The organism is Pseudomonas sp. BF-R-26, from assembly GCF_019947395.1.
In the GTDB taxonomy this organism is placed as follows: domain Bacteria; phylum Pseudomonadota; class Gammaproteobacteria; order Pseudomonadales; family Pseudomonadaceae; genus Aquipseudomonas; species Aquipseudomonas farris.
Window position 1 is genome coordinate 180,856 of the sequence record NZ_JAGYGK010000012.1, and the last position, 15,137, is coordinate 195,992.

Below are 15,137 nucleotides of genomic sequence, written 5' to 3' on the forward strand. Positions count from 1 at the left end.
GCCTGCTAGCTAGGAGGTTTACGCGAGACGAGAAGTTCTATTTATTTTCGAGGAAGAATGGAGGCGTTAATCAGGCCGCTTTCGCGAACAAGCCAGTTAAGGTTTTTAGAGAGGAACATCGCACTTGTGGCGAGGGAGCTTGCTCCCGTTGGGGCGCGCAGCGGCCCCGAATCTGCCACCGAGGGAATCCAGATAGAACACCAGCGTCGGTTTTGCGACTGCTTCGCAGCCGAGCGGGAGCAAGCTCCCTCGCCACAATGGATATTCAGCATCAATGGGACCGACAGCATACTTTCGCGAGCAAGCCCGGTCCCACTCGAGGTTATTTGCCAGGCGTCAGCGTCAACCGCGTCTTGCCATACACCTTGTCAAAGTTCTGCGGCTGCATCGGCAGGCTCATGTATTGCCCCTTGAGCCATGGATCGACGCTGTCGAGATAGTGCGGGCTGGCCGGGTTGCCGGATTGACCGGTACCGTTCTGGCCCATCAGCGGTTCGGCCTGGCCGAAATCGACGATAAAGCGCATGGCCGGCGCCAGCGTGGTGTTGAAGTCCTGACCCCAGGTGAACGCAGCGGTGTTGAGTGTGGTGTGGTCGCCACCGGCCGCCAGTGGACCGCGTACGGTCTGGCCACTGGCGTTCTTCCACTCGTAGCGATGCAGTTTGCCCCACTGCCAGGCTTTGTGATCACCGCCCAACTGGCTGTCACCCGCGCTGATCGCGGCCGCGAGGCTACGGGCGAGGATCGCCGGTTTGTCTTCTTTCTGCGGGGTGCGCAGATCGTCCCAGAACGGACTGTCCTCACGCCCCAGCAGATGATCGGCCTGAGCCGCGTAAGACAACTTGCCGTTGGCGATAAAGGCTTTCCACGCCGGAGTGCTTTCCGGGCCCAGATCATCGAGGAAAATCTGCTTAGTGCTTTCCTGCAGGAACAGCTCGTAGATCGCCGCGTCGGCGGAGGTCGTGCTGAGTTTGCCGTCGAAAGCCATCAAGCGCGTATAAGCCTCACGAGCCTTGCCGCGATCGGCAACCGGCAGCGCTTCGATGGCCTGTTTGAGTGGCTGAGCCATGCCCGGCGCTTCAAACACCTTCTTCAGCTTGGCGGCGAAGGTGGTGGTCTGGTCGTATTGCATGGCGATCAGGCTACGTGTGTCGTGCTTGCCCACGCCCGCCAGTTCGGCCATGCGCTCGCCGCGCTCCGGCGCTGACCAGGAATTGGACAGCTGCATGCCGTAGCCATGGGGAATGACCCGCTGGTTGGCGGTGCCGAGCCAGCCTTGAGCCGGGTCCTGGTCATACGGATGGAGCATCGGGTCGGCGTAACCGTCCCAGTCGTAGCGACCTTCCCAGCCCGGCGACGGCAGCAAGCCTTCGCCTTCGCGACGGTTTGGGTAGCGACCGGTAACTTGCCAGCCGATGTTGCTGGCATCGGCAAACACCAGATTCAGGGCAATGGCGCGGATCTCACGGCTGGCGTCCGAGGCCTTCTCGACGCTCTGGGCTCGGGACAGATCGAAAAAGGCGTCCAGGGTTTTGTCGTCGGTGAAGTTCGGCGTCTGCAAGGCCAGGCCGAAACCATTCGCCAGCGCGGTGCCTTGAGCGCTGTTGAGCAGCGGCCCGTGACGGGTTTCGTACACGGCTTCGCGAATCGGCTTCTGGCCTTTAACGAAGTAGGTTTCGTTACGCACGATAGCCGGTTGCCATTTGCCGCTGACTTCGTAGGAAAGGCCATTGCCCTGACGTTTGATTTTTTCCAGGAACAGGTCCTGGTTGTCGCCCATGACCGTGGTCATGCTCCACGCCACTTTGCCGTTGAAACCACCGAGCACCATGGGTAACCCGGCAATGGTCACGCCGGAGGCCTGGTATTTCGGCGCGCGAATCTGCACGTAACTGAACAGCGACGGCACGCCCAGCGGCCCATGGCTGTCGCTGGCCAACAGGCTTTTGCCGCTGCGGCTGCGTTGCGGGGCAATCGCCCAGTTGTTCGAAGACGTGGCGCCCAGCAGGTTCAGGTCGGACAGTTGACCGATGGATTTGCTGATTTCGCTCAACCCCGGGATTTGCCCGTTGAGTTTGATGCCTTGAAGTTTTTCCGCTTCTGCGACTGGCAGTTTTTCGTCGGGAGCGGATGGCGCAAGCCACGCCAGTTTGTCGGTACTGACCGTCTGGGCCAGCATCAGCGAGGAAATTTCTTCCGGCAGGTTCGCCGATTGACTGAAATTCAGCAGGCAGAAAATCAGCGCCGAATCTTCCGGTTTCCAGTACTCCGGTTTGTAGCCAGTGGCCGCGAGGTCGGCAGGCAGTTTGTCGCGGTAGCGGAACAGGTAGGCGTTAACCCCACGGGCATAGACTTCGAAGAAACGCTTGAGGCGTGGCGAGGAGGCCTTGTACAGCTCACCCGCGCTTTTCTTCAGATTGACTGCACGCATGTAGCGGTCGGCGTCGAGCAGGTCCGAGCCGGACATCTCCGCCAGACGGCCTTGGGCGAGCAAACGCAGAGTGACCATTTGGCTGATGCGGTCGCTGGCATGCACGTAGCCGAGGGTGAACAGCGCATCGTGGAAGCTATTGCTCTCGATCAGCGGCATGCCCATGGCATTGCGTCGAATCGAAACGTTCTGCGCCAAGCCTTTGAGCGGTTGCACGCCTGAGGCCGGCGGGAGGGTGTCTTGAGTGTTCCAGGTCTGACAACCCGTCAGGCATAAAACACCGGCCACTGCTGCGGCAACGCCGAACCGGGGAAGAAAATGTGTGAGGGCTGGCGAGGCCATGGCAAAGCTCCTGCGGGGGTAGTGGTGCCCCGCCTCGAAAGTCGCTGTTCAGTGTTGACGGCGTCTAATGTCGTCAGACTGCGTTGCCGCTCCTCGCCATAGCGGGCTATGACTCGTCGCGGCGCCTTGCCTGACAACATTAGCCACTCGCCAAAACTGAACGGCTTCCGAGGCGGGGCACAATAAAGGCGCTACGTTAGTGAGCAGGAGGTGGGCGCGCAAGCGGGGTACAGATCTTATTTCGGGATTTAATTGTTAAACCCAAAAGATCGCAGCCTTCGGCAGCTCCTACGGGTGTACGCCGATCCCCTGTAGGAGCTGCCGAAGGCTGCGATCTTTTGATCTTTCTCTATCAGGATTTAGGCGGATTAATCTTGGCCACCAACGCATACGCCTTCAGCGTCGCAGGGCGGTTCTGGATGTGGTTGAACCAGCGCAGCACGTTGGGGAAGTCTTCCAGATTCTGGCTCTGCCACTTGTGAGAAACGATCCACGGGTAGATCGCCATGTCGGCAATGCTGTATTCGCTGCCAGCAACAAAGTCATTGTTGGCCAGTTGCTTGTCGAGCACACCATAGAGGCGGGCAGTTTCGTCGATGTAGCGCTTGATCGCATAGGGGATTTTTTCCGGTGCGAATTGGCTGAAGTGATGATTCTGCCCGGCCATCGGCCCCAGGCCTCCCATCTGCCAGAACAGCCATTGCAGCGCTTGTTGGCGACCGCGCAGGTCTTTGGGCAGGAACTTGCCGGTTTTCTCTGCCAGGTACAGCAGAATCGCCCCCGACTCGAACAGTGCCAACGGTTCACCGCCATCGGCCGGCTCATGATCGACGATGGCCGGGATTTTATTGTTCGGCGAGATCTTCAGGAACTCGGGTTTGAACTGGTCGTTCTGGCTGATGTTAATCGGGTAAACGTTGTACGGCAGGCCGGCTTCTTCCAGGAATATCGAAATCTTGTGGCCGTTGGGGGTGGTCCAGTAATACAAGTCGATCATGAAGTACTCCAAATCAAGAGACATCGTCAGGTACGGACAGCGACCGTCGGCATCAGGTCGTCCTGTTTGCGTTTGATGGCTTGCCAGTAGCAAGAGGTGATGCTGAAGTGCGGGGAATTCAATGCCCCAGCAGGAGAAAAGTCGGCATGGAGCTCAAGACAAACGCGGCGCTGATCATCATCGATCAACAAAAAGGCATCCTGCATCCCAAACTGGGTCGTCGAAACAACCCTCAAGCCGAAGAGCGCATCCTGGAATTGCTGGGACATTGGCGCCGAACCGGGCGGCCGGTGATTCATGTGCAGCACCTGTCCCGCTCAGAGGATTCAGTGTTCTGGCCGCAGCAATCGGGGGTGGAATTTCAGGAGCGTTTTCAACCCATGACCGGCGAGCAAGTGATTCAGAAGCAAGTGCCGGATGCCTTTTGTTCGACGAGGCTGGAGGCGCGTTTGCGCGAGACGGGGATCGATCAGTTGATCATCGTTGGCGTGGCGACCCACAACTCGGTGGAGTCCACGGCGCGAACGGCCGGGAATCTGGGGTTTGAAGCGTGGGTTGCGCAGGATGCGTGCTTTACCTTCGACAAGGCGGATTTTTTCGGTAACGCCCATTCAGCCGAGGAAGTGCATGCGATGTCGCTGGGTAATTTGCATGGGGAATATGCGACGGTTGTCGGCACAGCAGAAATATTAACGGCTGGCTGAAAACCTGTGGGAGCGAGCCTGCTCGCGATAGCGGTGATAGTTAATGTGCCGCCGTCATCGCGAGCAGGCTTGCTCCCACAGTTGATCGGCGGTGCTCACAATTTTGTGTGTTCACAAAAGATCCCTGTGGGAGCGAGCCTGCTCGCGATAGCGATTCAACAGGCGAAAAAAATATCCGCCCGAAGCATCAAGCGCCGTGGCACTTCTTGAATTTCTTGCCATTGCCGCATGGGCAAGGGTCGTTGCGGCCGACGTCTTTCAGGGCGTTGCGCACCGGTTCCTGGTGGGCGTGGCCGCAGTTCGGGCCGTGGACATGGCCATGGTCGTGATCATGGTGGTCGTGATGGTCATGATCGTGGTTGCAGTCAGGGCCATGGACATGGGGTTGCTGAGTCATCGGGGTCACTCCGGAATTAAATCGGCGGCGATTATCACGCCATTACGCGCCAGGTGCACGTAGTGCGCGATGAATAAACCGGTTTCCAGTTCACCTTCCAGACGATAGGGAATGGGTTGGTCGGGTTTTTTCAGCAATTTCACCAGGTCCCGGACTTTCGGCCAAAGGTTGGTGCGAATCGGCACTTTAAAATGAGCGCTGCGTTTGGGGCCGACCGTGAACCAGTGTTCGTGCTCACCTTCGGCCAGCAGTATGTCCCCGAGGTGAATGCGATATTCCAGGGCGCGCACCGTCAGGTCTTGGTCATTGGGATTGTCGACGCGAAAGTGCAGCAGGAACTTCTGCTCCAGTATTTTGGCCCGGACCACCTCGACCTTGACCAGATGCACTTGCGGCTCCGGCAAGTCGTCGCCGAACCACGACGCGCAGCCGCCGAGCCCCAGAAACAGGAGCAGGGTGAGCAGCTGTAATGCGCGCCGCTGGGTGTTCATGGTCGTGTTTCTCCCTTTGTAGCAGCTGTCGAGCCCTAGCGAGGCTGCGTTCGGCTGCCCAGCAGTCGTGAATCCGGCTGACGCGGTTTGCCTGAGGCACCGCAAGTTCTGGTTTGACGACTGCTTCGCAGCCGAACGCAGCCTCGCTAGGGCTCGACAGCTGCTACAGCGAACGCAGCCTCGCTAGGGCTCGACAGCTGCTACAGCGAACGCAGCCTCGCTAGGGCTCGACAGCTGCTACAGCGAACGCAGCCTCGCTAGGGCTCGACAGCTGCTACAGCGAACGCAGCCTCGCAAGCTCGACAGCTGCTACGGCCGAACGCAGCCTTCGGCAGCTGCTAAAGGGATCACCTCAAGCGCCAAAGTAACTCGCGCAGCACTTCTTGAACTTCTGCCCGCTGGCGCACGGGCACGCATCGTTACGCCCGGCCTTGAGTAACACGGTGGGGTCGATGAAATACCAGTGGCCGGCGTTCTGTACGAATGATGAACGTTCGCGGTGGCTGTGTTCGCCACTGCTGTCGTGCCAGCGAGCGGTGAAGGTGACGAAAGCGTGCTCCGGCTGACCGCCGAAAACCTCGGCGCTTTCGACCTCCAGGCCCAGCCAGGTGCTTTGGGCGCTCCAGTCGCTGATCGACTGGCGATCCAGGCCGGCCTGTTGTGCGGGCAGGGTGGTCGCCACCAGATAGTCGATCAACCCCAGTACATAGGCGCTGTAGCGCGAACGCATCAAGACTTCGGCGCTGGGAGCGGGGTGGCCGGCGTGGTAATGACCGCAGCAGGCATCGAGCAGCGTGCCGCTGCCGCAAGGGCAAATGGATGTACTCATTGGGTTACCACCAATATTTCCCGAAATTTTCCGGATTGGCCCAGAAGCGTGAGTTAAGCCAGTCGGGCACCTGTTTATAGTCAAGCAGATCATAGGTGAACAGGGTCAGTACTTGATCGTCGCGCTGGAAGCGTTCACTGGCTTGCAGCGCCAGGGAGAAAAAGTCCGTTTCCTGCCAACCGCATGCCGGTAAGTCGGCCAGTACCGCAATACGACTGGCATTAAGGTTACGTATGCCGCCAAGCAGATTCAGGCCGTCGCGCTTGGGCAAGTGTTCGAGACAATCGACCACCAGCGCCAGATCAAACCGTTGTGCTGCCAACTCGGCGGGCAGTGGCCCGGGTGCAGCAAAGGCGACGATGCTGTCCGGGTGCGCGAGCTTGAATGCCTCAAGCGCGGGGAATTCGCTAGCGCCAATCAGCAACAGACGCGCCGGGGCATAACGATCAAGCAAAGCGGCCAACGCCTGCTGGGGCGTGCGCGAAGAAATACCTGCAATCATCGAAGATCCTCAATCAGAGCGCCAAGACTAGCCTGCCCCAACGTCCGGGCCTAGTGTTCCTGTCTCGCGCAATTAACCAAAAAGCGGCGATCCTCCCTGAACATGGGGCAAAACAGCAATGGCGTATTGCTGGCGGAGATTAAAAGTCGGGTCTTTACTCCCTAGAATCGGTTTTAAGCCGATCCCTCAGGAGAAGAACTAGATGAGCATAATTCGGACAGCATTACCCTTGGTTCTGCTAACCAGTGTGTTGACTGGTTGCGCAGGTTTGCAGAAAACCGACTGGCCGACCTGTGCGGCGGTAGGTGGTGTCGTCGGTGCAGGGCTCGGCGCAACCGAGAGCTCGGCATGGGCGGGGTATGGCGCGCTGCTGGTCGGCGGCACGGCAGCCGCCTATTGCTGGGTGCACGGCGATGGAGATGAAGACGGCGATGGTGTGCTGGACAGTCGCGACAAGTGCCCGGGTACACCTAAAGGCGTGCGGGTCGATGCCGACGGCTGCCCTCCACCAGCGCCTGCGCCGGTGGTCGAGGAGGCTGCGGTGGTCAAGGAAGAAGTCATCGTTATCCGTGATGTGCACTTCCAGTTCGACTCGGCCAAGCTCACCCCTGCCGATAAAGACGTACTCAACACCATTGCCACGCGCCTGAAACAGGAATCCTCCAGCGCCCAACTGACCGTGACCGGTCATACCGATAGCGTCGGCAGCGATGCCTACAACCAGAAACTGTCGGATAGACGCGCCCATTCGGTGGTGGAATACCTGATTTCCCAAGGCGTGCCACGCAGCAGTTTCGTGACTGTGACCGGTGCCGGTGAAAGCCAGCCGGTGGCCGATAACAAAACTGCGGACGGTCGTGCGTTGAACCGTCGCACGGAAATCAAAATCAACCGCTAGATCCCTTGTGCTCCGCGGCTTGTACAGTCGCGGATGCGGGTCTTTACTCCTGTGTGACCGGTATGGGCCGGTGACACAGGAGCATTCACAATGAGCGTTCTCACAAGGACCGTCTTCCCGGTTCTGCTGCTTGGCAGTCTTCTGACCGGTTGTGCGACTCACAGCGATGGCACTGCCCCCCTCAATCAACGTACGTGGCCGATCTGCAGCGTCATTGGCGGACTGGTCGGTGGCGGTTTGGGAGCAATTGAAAGCAGTGCCTGGGCAGCGGGTGGAGCGGCGCTCGGGATCTTGACCGGTGGCCTGATCTGTTACGCCCAGGATGGCGATGAAGACGATGATGGCGTCTTCGATCGACGTGATCGCTGCCCCGATACGCCTGCCGATACGCCTGTCGAACATCACGGTTGCCCGCTGCCGCAATACCCGGCCAGTGTGAAACCTGTCGAACCACCGGTATCTGAAGTCATCACCCTGAACGGTAATGTGTTGTTCGCTTACAACCAATCCGACCTGATGCCCGAAGCGCGCAGTGAGCTGGATTCGCTGATGGCCAAATTGCAGAACGCCGATGTGGTGAGCGTTAAAGTCATCGGTCATACCGACAGCCAGGGTTCGGACGCCTATAACCAGAAACTGTCGGAACGTCGTGCCAGCAGCGTGGCGGCCTACCTGTTGAGTCAGGGGCTGGCGCCGAACAAACTCACCAGCGAAGGCCGGGGCGAAAGCCAGCCGGTGGCCGATAACGACACGGAAGAAGGGCGGGCGCAAAACCGTCGCGTGGAGTTGCACGTCAATCGTTAAGCTCCGTGACTAAGGCCTGTGATAGAGCCGTCGGACGACTATTCAGTGGGTCCGGCGGCCAAGTGGCGACCTTCCGGAAGAATTTTTTGTTGGCCTCTGGCTTATCCCGCGCGTAAGCCGTTACTGTGCGCGCAAAGAATAATTCTCAACGGGGGCGCGTATGAAGGTGTTTTGGGGGCTGGGAAAGTTATTGACCCTGCTGTTCTGGTTGGTGGCGCTGGTCAATCTGCTCATACCGTTTATCCATCCCTTTCACCTGCTGATCAATTTTGCAGGCAGCCTGTTGGCAGGGCTCCATCTTCTGGAGTTGGTGTTCTGCAACCGCAGCCTCAAAGGTCGAGCCCACCCTTGGCGTGATCGTCTGAAGATTGTCTTTTTCGGCGTTTTCCACCTGCAAACCATTCCGGCCCCGGCCGCTTCGAAGGCCTCCCATGCGTAAACGCTGTCTGCTCGCTGCACTTATCAGCCCATTGGCCTGCGCGCAGGTGGTGAGCGTCGAAACCAACTCGCTGATGCGTTTGCCCAACACCGCCAGTACCTTGCAACTGGAACGGCTGGAAGTCGCCGATTACGGCACCTTGCTGATTCCCTCGAACGTGACCGAAGTGACTGTCGGCGAACTGCGCCTGGGACGCGACGCGCGGATTGCCATTGTGCCGAGCGAACAAGCTCTGGCGTTGAAGGTCAGCCGTGCCGAGTTGGCCGAAGGCAGCCAGATCACTGCGCGGGGCGCGCCGGGGACTTACCTCAAGGCCGCTCGCTCCGGGCGCAATCTGGATGTGCAGATCAAAGCGTTGAACGCGCCGCAATTGTCCGTAGACGCTCGCGGTGGCGCGGGTGCTCCAGGTTTTGTCGGCCTTGATGGGGCTAATGGTCAAGCACCGGGTTGTACCTGGGGCCAGGCCGGTCGCGGCGCCGATGGCAGTAATGGCAGCGACGGCCAGTCGGGTGCGCCTGGGGCGCTGGTTCGGCTGGAAGTGCCGCGTGATTACCCGACGGAGCAGATCAAGGTCGAGGTTGCAGGCGGGGTTGGTGGCGCGGCAGGGCCGGGTGGCAAACCGGGAGCGGGTGGCAAAGCCAAGGGCTGCGTCGTCTATAAAGCCGATGGTGGCAAGAGTGGTCGTCCCGGCGCCGATGGCCAGCCAGGGCCTGCGGGAGTGGCGGGTTCGGTGAGCATTCAGCGGATGTAAGCCCTCAAGCAATTGTTCCCACCCTGTGGCGAGGGGGCTTGCCCCCGTTGGGTCGCGAAGCGGCCCCAAAACCAGCGACCCCATTCTTTCAGAATGAACGCGGTGACTGGTTTACGACTGCTTCGCAGCCGAACGGGGGCAAGCCCCCTCGCCACAAAAGCTCCCCCCAAACTACGTATTCCTCAAAACATTGGCCGAGCCGCAGCAATCGCCACCAGCGCCAACCCGACCAGCAGGTTAATCCCTACCAACCGCCGAATTTTACCCAGCACCGCCGCACCCGTCGGCCAATCCTGAGAGGCCACCGCGGTGCGCAGTTCCGGCAGCAGCAACGCCTGAATCCGGATAAACAGCGCCGTCATCACCACATACAATCCCATCATCACCTGCACATACCGCGGCGCGGCTTCAAATCCGGAGAACTGCAGATGAATCATGCCCACGCCGCTGATCGGCAAAAGCACCACGGCGATCCAGACCCAGCGGAAAAAACCTTGAAACACTTCCACCCACAGCTTCAATCGGGCAGGGCCTTCCAGCGCCTTCATCGCCGCGGGCCTCAAGACCATCCAGGCGAAAAACATGCCGCCGACCCACACCAGGGCGGCCAGGACATGCAGGGTATAAACGATGCCAAAAGGTGTCATTGAGGTACTCCGTTCTGCGCGGGATTAATTAGCGGGGTATGATAGCGGCCGATCCGAACCACTGAAAATTTATCCAGCGTTTTTTGCGCCCGACAACCAATGATCAGCACCGAACTCAAAACCACGATCCAGGGCGCCTACTCGCGTTTTCTCGAAGCCAAGAGCCTCAAGCCGCGCTACGGCCAACGCCTGATGATCGCCGAAATTGCCAAGGTCCTCGGTGCCATCGACACCGACGACGAAGGCCGGCGCAGTGGTGACCCCGCGATTGTCGCGGTGGAAGCCGGCACCGGTACCGGCAAAACCGTGGCCTACAGCCTGGCGGCCATCCCGACCGCGAAGGCCGCCGGCAAGCGTCTGGTGATCGCCACGGCCACCGTGGCCCTGCAAGAGCAGATCGTCTACAAGGATTTGCCCGACCTGATGCGCAACAGCGGGCTGAATTTCAGCTTCGCCCTGGCCAAGGGCCGCGGGCGCTACATGTGCCTGTCCAAACTCGACATGTTGCTTCAGGAAGGTCATGCGCAGACTGCCACCGCGCAGCTGTTCGAAGAAGAAGGCTTCAAGATCGAGGTCGATGAGGCCAGCCAGAAGCTGTTCACCAGCATGATCGAGAAGCTCGCCGGCAATAAGTGGGACGGCGACCGCGACAGTTGGTCGACGGCGCTGGAAGACGCCGATTGGGCGCGCCTGACCACCGATCACAGCCAGTGCACCAACCGTCATTGCCCGAACTTCGGCCAGTGCGCCTTCTACAAGGCCCGCGAAGGTATGGGCAAAGTCGACGTGATTGTTACCAACCACGACATGGTCCTGGCCGACCTGGCCTTGGGCGGCGGCGCGGTTCTGCCCGATCCGCGCGATACCATCTACGTGTTCGACGAAGGCCATCACCTGCCGGACAAGGCTATCGGTCACTTCGCTCACTACACGCGTCTGCGCTCCACCGCCGACTGGCTGGAAACCACCGCCAAGAACCTCACCAAATTGTTGGCCCAGCACCCGCTGCCGGGCGATCTGGGTAAATTGATCGAGCAGGTGCCGGAGCTGGCCCGGGAGATCAAGACCCAGCAGCAGTTCATGTTCAGTGCCTGCGAGCAAGCCGCCGACTTCAAACCCGGCGAAGACGTCGAAGGTCGCGAGCGGCCACGTCACCGTTTCGTCGGCGGGGTGATTCCCGAGCACATGCGCGAAATGGGTATCGAGCTGAAGAAGGGCTTTGCCCGCCTGACGGACCTGTTCACCCGGCTCACCGAACTGCTCAAGGAAGGCATGGACGGCGAGGTCAATATCGGCATCGCCAGCAACCAGGCCGAAGAGTGGTATCCGCTGTTCGGCAGCCTGTTGTCGCGTTCTTCGGGCAACTGGGAGTTGTGGACCGCTTTCACCGTGGAAGACCCGGAAGACAACCCGCCCATGGCCCGTTGGCTGACCCTGGCCGAAAGCGGTTCGCTGTTCGACATCGAGGTCAATGCCAGCCCGATCCTCGCGGCGGACATGCTCCGGCGCAACCTGTGGAACGTGGCCTACGGGGCGCTGGTGACATCGGCGACCCTGACCGCTCTCGGCACCTTCGACCGCTTCCGCATGCGTGCCGGCCTGCCCAAAACAGCCGTCACCGCGGTGGTCCCGAGCCCGTTTCATCATGCCGACGCCGGCGTGCTGCGGGTGCCGGACCTGAAAGCCGACCCGCGTGACGCGCCGGCTCATACCGCGGCGATCATCCGCGACCTGCCGCAACTGGTCGAAGGCTCCCGTGGCACCCTGGTGCTGTTCTCCTCACGCAAGCAGATGCAGGACGTGTTCGACGGTCTGGATCGCGACTGGCGCAAGCAAGTGTTCATTCAAGGCAACCTGTCGAAGCAGGAAACCCTGAACAAGCACAAGGCGCGGGTTGATGGCGGGGATTCCAGTGTGCTGTTCGGCTTGGCGAGTTTCGCCGAAGGCGTGGATTTGCCCGGTGCGTACTGCGAGCACGTGGTGATCGCCAAGATTCCGTTCTCGGTGCCCGACGATCCTGTCGAAGCGGCGCTGGCGGAATGGATCGAGGCCCGCGGTGGCAATCCGTTCATGGAAATCTCCGTGCCGGACGCCTCGCTGAAGCTGGTCCAGGCCTGCGGTCGCTTGCTGCGGACCGAAGAAGACCGCGGCACCATCACCTTGCTCGACCGTCGCCTGGTCACGCAACGCTACGGCAAAGCTATTCTCAATGCATTGCCGCCATTCCGTCGTGAAATTTCCTGATGCACCGGTGGGCAAATAGGCCCACCGCGTTGTCTACCTCACTGCCACCGCTTTTCCACTGGCCCATTGATGGTCGCTTGGGAGATCCACGTTCCTATGATTCGCCGTTCGTTGCCTGCTGTTTTTGCCTTGATGTTCGCAGCCCCTTTGCTGGCGGCCCCTGCCGGCCAGCAAACGTTGTTCAACTTTGTGCGTCCCGCCGACGTGGTCCAGGTGGCGACCCAAGACGCCAGCCTGCCGCAATCGAACGCGGAGCAAACGGCCGAAGGCGAAGTGCTGCGTCGCGTGACTTTTAATCCGGTCGCCCAGCCGACCTTGCGCCTGACGCCGCAGACCGGTGCCTGGGACTGGTCGCAGTCGGGTGTCATGAGCCTGCGGATCCAGAGCGCGATGAACTGGGCCGTGACCTTGTACGTGAAAATCCAGAGCAACGACGGCAAGACCCTGGTCAGCCGCGTCGATCTGCCGGCCGGCCCTGCACAAACCCTGCTGGTGCCACTGCAGCCGAGTTCACCTTTGAGCCAGGGCATGAAAGCCGGCCCGCCGATGCCGATCAACTTCGAAGGGCAGCGTATATTGCTGGCCAGCAGCACCGGTGAGCTGGACCGCAGCCAAGTGGTATCGGTGACCTTGTCGATGGATCAGCCGAAAGTCGCCCAAAGCATCCTGCTCGAGCGCTTCGGCGTGCAGGATGGCGAGGCGGTCACCAAGGCCGCTTATGGCGCTCTGGTGGATGCTTACGGCCAATCGACCCGGGCCAAGTGGCCGGAGAAGGTCAGCAGCGACGAGCAACTGAAGTCCGCCGCGGCCAAAGAACAGCAACAACTGAAAACCTGGTTGGCTGACCGCGAGAAGGCCTCGCTGGACAAGTTCGGCGGCTGGACCAAAGGCCCGGCGTTCAAGGCCAGCGGCTTTTTCCGCACCGAAAAGCGTGACGGCCGCTGGTACCTGGTGACCCCGGAAGGGCATCCGTTCTATTCCCTCGGCGTCAACAGCGTGAACCCGAGTGTCAACCAGACCTACGTCGCCGGTCGCGAGTGGATGTTCGAGTCCCTGCCCAAACCCGACGAGCCCCTTGCCAGCTATTATGGCGAAGGCGACAACCGTGGCGGCAATGGCGCCGATCAGGGCCGAGCCTACAACGCCGGTCGCTGGTACGATTTCTACGGCGCCAACCTGCAGCGTCTGTATGGCAAACCTTGCGCACCGGGCAGCGACACCAAGGCCGGTGTCGCCGAAGCGGCCAAGGCCGATGCGGTCGAGGCGGCGACCGATAAGGCTGCCGAGCAATCAGCCGCTCCTGCGGCGACCGAATCCGCGGCTGGTGTTGCCGACGCGGCCAAGACCGGCGCCGTTGAAGCGTCAGTCGAAAAAGCGGCCGAGCAAACGGCCGCCGAACCCTGCAAAGTGGTTTTCGACGAACAGCGTTGGGCCAGTCATACCCTCGATCGCCTGCAAGCCTGGGGTTTCAATACCCTCGGCAACTGGAGCGCCCCGGTGTTTGGCAACGCGGACCGAGTGCCATACACCTTGCCGCTGTCGATCGTCGGCGATTACGCCAGCATCAGCACCGGTACCGATTGGTGGGGCGGCATGCCTGACCCGTTCGATCCGCGTTTCGCCATGGCCACCGAACGCGCCGTGGCCATCGCCGCTCGCGACCATCGCGACGATCCGTGGTTGATCGGTTACTTCGCCGACAATGAACTGGCCTGGGCCGGTCCAGGCGATGACCCGAAGGCCCGTTACGCGCTGGCCTACGGCACCTTGAAAATGACCACCGATGTGCCGGCCAAACGTGCCTTCCTCAAACAGCTGCGTGATAAGTACCGCAACCAGGCGGGCCTTTCCAAAGCCTGGGGCATTGATCTGCCGGCTTGGGAATTGATGGAAGACCCGGGCTTCGTGCCGCCGCAGCCGAGCATCGAATACCCGGAAATCGAAGCCGATTTCAAATACTTCCAGAAAGTGTTCGCCGACACCTACTTCAAAACCGTCTCCGATTCGCTCAAGTGGCATGCGCCGAACCAGTTGCTGCTGGGTGGCCGTTTTGCCGTCAGCACCCCGGAAGCCGTCGAGTCCTGCGCGCAATACTGCGACGTGCTGAGCTTCAATATGTACACCCTGCAACCCCAGGACGGTTACGACTTCGCCAGACTGCGCAGCCTGGACAAGCCGGTGCTGATCACCGAATTCAACTTCGGTTCAAAGGATCGCGGCCCGTTCTGGGGCGGCGTGACGCAACTGGCGAAAGAAGAAGACCGCGGCCCGGCCTACGCCAACTTCCTCAAACAAGCGATGAGCGAACCGTCGATTGTCGGGGTGCACTGGTTCCAGTACCTCGATCAACCGGTGACCGGTCGCCTGCTTGACGGTGAGAACGGTCACTTCGGTCTGGTGGGCATTACTGATCTGCCGTTCCAGGGCTTTGTCGACACTGTGCGCAAAAGCAATTTGCAGACTGTCGATCAACTCGGCAAAGAGGCCGAGAAGGCCAAAGCCGAGGCGGAAAAAGCCACCGAGAACCATGAGGGCGAGGGCGGCAAGCAAGGTGCTGCCGACAAGGGGGCGGAGCAGGGCGCCGGCCATGCGGGTGGGCATTCGGGCAATGGTCATTGAGTCTGATACACCACAAACCCTGTGGCGAGGGGGCTTGCCCCC

General features: G+C 60.4%; 14 protein-coding genes. 7 read left to right on the plus strand and 7 right to left on the minus strand.

Annotation, left to right across the window (positions count from 1 at the left end):
- Positions 1–322: 322 nt before the first annotated feature.
- Both KGB18_RS19540 and KGB18_RS19545 read right to left on the minus strand, forming a co-directional pair.
- Positions 323–2,773, minus strand: coding sequence for a penicillin acylase family protein (locus KGB18_RS19540; protein ID WP_123719794.1), 2,451 nt, complete (start codon positions 2,771–2,773; stop codon positions 323–325).
- Between the two features lie 352 nt (positions 2,774–3,125).
- Positions 3,126–3,770 carry a glutathione binding-like protein gene (locus tag KGB18_RS19545; RefSeq protein WP_123719793.1) on the minus strand — a complete coding sequence of 215 codons (645 nt, stop codon included), beginning with the start codon at positions 3,768–3,770 and terminating at the stop codon, positions 3,126–3,128.
- A 146-nt stretch (positions 3,771–3,916) separates the two neighbouring features.
- Between KGB18_RS19545 and KGB18_RS19550 the strand changes: the two genes are divergently transcribed.
- Positions 3,917–4,474, plus strand: coding sequence for a cysteine hydrolase family protein (locus KGB18_RS19550; protein ID WP_123719792.1), 558 nt, complete (start codon positions 3,917–3,919; stop codon positions 4,472–4,474).
- 187 nt (positions 4,475–4,661) lie between these two features.
- On the opposite strand, the gene KGB18_RS19555 is transcribed toward KGB18_RS19550, so the two are convergent.
- The 4 genes from KGB18_RS19555 to KGB18_RS19570 form a co-directional block, all read right to left on the minus strand.
- Entirely contained in the window at positions 4,662–4,871 is a 210-nt protein-coding gene (locus tag KGB18_RS19555; RefSeq protein WP_007906737.1) for an SEC-C metal-binding domain-containing protein, read from the minus strand.
- Positions 4,872–4,876: 5 nt separating this feature from the next.
- On the minus strand, positions 4,877–5,362 hold the full coding sequence (locus tag KGB18_RS19560; RefSeq protein ID WP_201059853.1) for an LEA type 2 family protein: 486 nt from the start codon (positions 5,360–5,362) through the stop codon (positions 4,877–4,879).
- A gap of 352 nt (positions 5,363–5,714) precedes the next feature.
- Positions 5,715–6,191 carry a YchJ family protein gene (locus KGB18_RS19565; protein WP_123719790.1) on the minus strand — a complete coding sequence of 159 codons (477 nt, stop codon included), beginning with the start codon at positions 6,189–6,191 and terminating at the stop codon, positions 5,715–5,717.
- 4 nt (positions 6,192–6,195) lie between these two features.
- A complete protein-coding gene (locus tag KGB18_RS19570) occupies positions 6,196–6,693 on the minus strand; it encodes a DUF6231 family protein (protein ID WP_123499293.1) in 498 nt (165 codons plus the stop codon).
- Positions 6,694–6,895: 202 nt separating this feature from the next.
- Here KGB18_RS19570 and KGB18_RS19575 point away from each other — a divergent pair, with 202 nt between their 5' ends.
- From KGB18_RS19575 to KGB18_RS19590, 4 genes are all read left to right on the plus strand, one after another.
- Entirely contained in the window at positions 6,896–7,591 is a 696-nt protein-coding gene (locus KGB18_RS19575; protein ID WP_123719789.1) for an OmpA family protein, read from the plus strand.
- A 90-nt stretch (positions 7,592–7,681) separates the two neighbouring features.
- Complete coding sequence (locus KGB18_RS19580; protein ID WP_201059849.1) at positions 7,682–8,395, plus strand: OmpA family protein; 714 nt, start codon at positions 7,682–7,684, stop codon at positions 8,393–8,395.
- A 160-nt stretch (positions 8,396–8,555) separates the two neighbouring features.
- Positions 8,556–8,834, plus strand: a complete 279-nt coding sequence (locus tag KGB18_RS19585; protein WP_123719787.1) for a DUF1145 domain-containing protein — start codon at positions 8,556–8,558, stop codon at positions 8,832–8,834.
- On the plus strand, positions 8,827–9,585 hold the full coding sequence (locus KGB18_RS19590) for a hypothetical protein (protein WP_201059848.1): 759 nt from the start codon (positions 8,827–8,829) through the stop codon (positions 9,583–9,585). Before KGB18_RS19585 ends, KGB18_RS19590 begins: the two co-directional genes overlap by 8 nt.
- A 182-nt stretch (positions 9,586–9,767) precedes the next feature.
- On the opposite strand, the gene KGB18_RS19595 is transcribed toward KGB18_RS19590, so the two are convergent.
- Positions 9,768–10,232: a CopD family protein gene (locus tag KGB18_RS19595; protein WP_123719785.1), complete on the minus strand. Its 465-nt coding sequence runs from the start codon at positions 10,230–10,232 to the stop codon at positions 9,768–9,770.
- A 99-nt stretch (positions 10,233–10,331) separates the two neighbouring features.
- Here KGB18_RS19595 and dinG point away from each other — a divergent pair, with 99 nt between their 5' ends.
- Positions 10,332–12,476 (plus strand): ATP-dependent DNA helicase DinG, encoded by a 2,145-nt coding sequence (dinG, locus tag KGB18_RS19600; protein ID WP_008005800.1) that lies wholly within the window; start codon positions 10,332–10,334, stop codon positions 12,474–12,476.
- A gap of 96 nt (positions 12,477–12,572) precedes the next feature.
- Entirely contained in the window at positions 12,573–15,095 is a 2,523-nt protein-coding gene (locus KGB18_RS19605; RefSeq protein ID WP_223570354.1) for a beta-galactosidase, read from the plus strand.
- Positions 15,096–15,137 lie beyond the last annotated feature (42 nt).

Bases quoted from the DNA above. Each gene is read 5' to 3' on its own strand.
- KGB18_RS19540 (WP_123719794.1), bottom strand. From the start codon at position 2,773: ATGGCCTCGCCAGCCCTCACACATTTTCTTCCCCGGTTCGGCGTTGCC.
- KGB18_RS19545 (WP_123719793.1), bottom strand. From the start codon at position 3,770: ATGATCGACTTGTATTACTGGACCACCCCCAACGGCCACAAGATTTCG.
- KGB18_RS19550 (WP_123719792.1), top strand. From the start codon at position 3,917: ATGGAGCTCAAGACAAACGCGGCGCTGATCATCATCGATCAACAAAAA.
- KGB18_RS19555 (WP_007906737.1), bottom strand. From the start codon at position 4,871: ATGACTCAGCAACCCCATGTCCATGGCCCTGACTGCAACCACGATCAT.
- KGB18_RS19560 (WP_201059853.1), bottom strand. From the start codon at position 5,362: ATGAACACCCAGCGGCGCGCATTACAGCTGCTCACCCTGCTCCTGTTT.
- KGB18_RS19565 (WP_123719790.1), bottom strand. From the start codon at position 6,191: ATGAGTACATCCATTTGCCCTTGCGGCAGCGGCACGCTGCTCGATGCC.
- KGB18_RS19570 (WP_123499293.1), bottom strand. From the start codon at position 6,693: ATGATTGCAGGTATTTCTTCGCGCACGCCCCAGCAGGCGTTGGCCGCT.
- KGB18_RS19575 (WP_123719789.1), top strand. From the start codon at position 6,896: ATGAGCATAATTCGGACAGCATTACCCTTGGTTCTGCTAACCAGTGTG.
- KGB18_RS19580 (WP_201059849.1), top strand. From the start codon at position 7,682: ATGAGCGTTCTCACAAGGACCGTCTTCCCGGTTCTGCTGCTTGGCAGT.
- KGB18_RS19585 (WP_123719787.1), top strand. From the start codon at position 8,556: ATGAAGGTGTTTTGGGGGCTGGGAAAGTTATTGACCCTGCTGTTCTGG.
- KGB18_RS19590 (WP_201059848.1), top strand. From the start codon at position 8,827: ATGCGTAAACGCTGTCTGCTCGCTGCACTTATCAGCCCATTGGCCTGC.
- KGB18_RS19595 (WP_123719785.1), bottom strand. From the start codon at position 10,232: ATGACACCTTTTGGCATCGTTTATACCCTGCATGTCCTGGCCGCCCTG.
- dinG (WP_008005800.1), top strand. From the start codon at position 10,332: ATGATCAGCACCGAACTCAAAACCACGATCCAGGGCGCCTACTCGCGT.
- KGB18_RS19605 (WP_223570354.1), top strand. From the start codon at position 12,573: ATGATTCGCCGTTCGTTGCCTGCTGTTTTTGCCTTGATGTTCGCAGCC.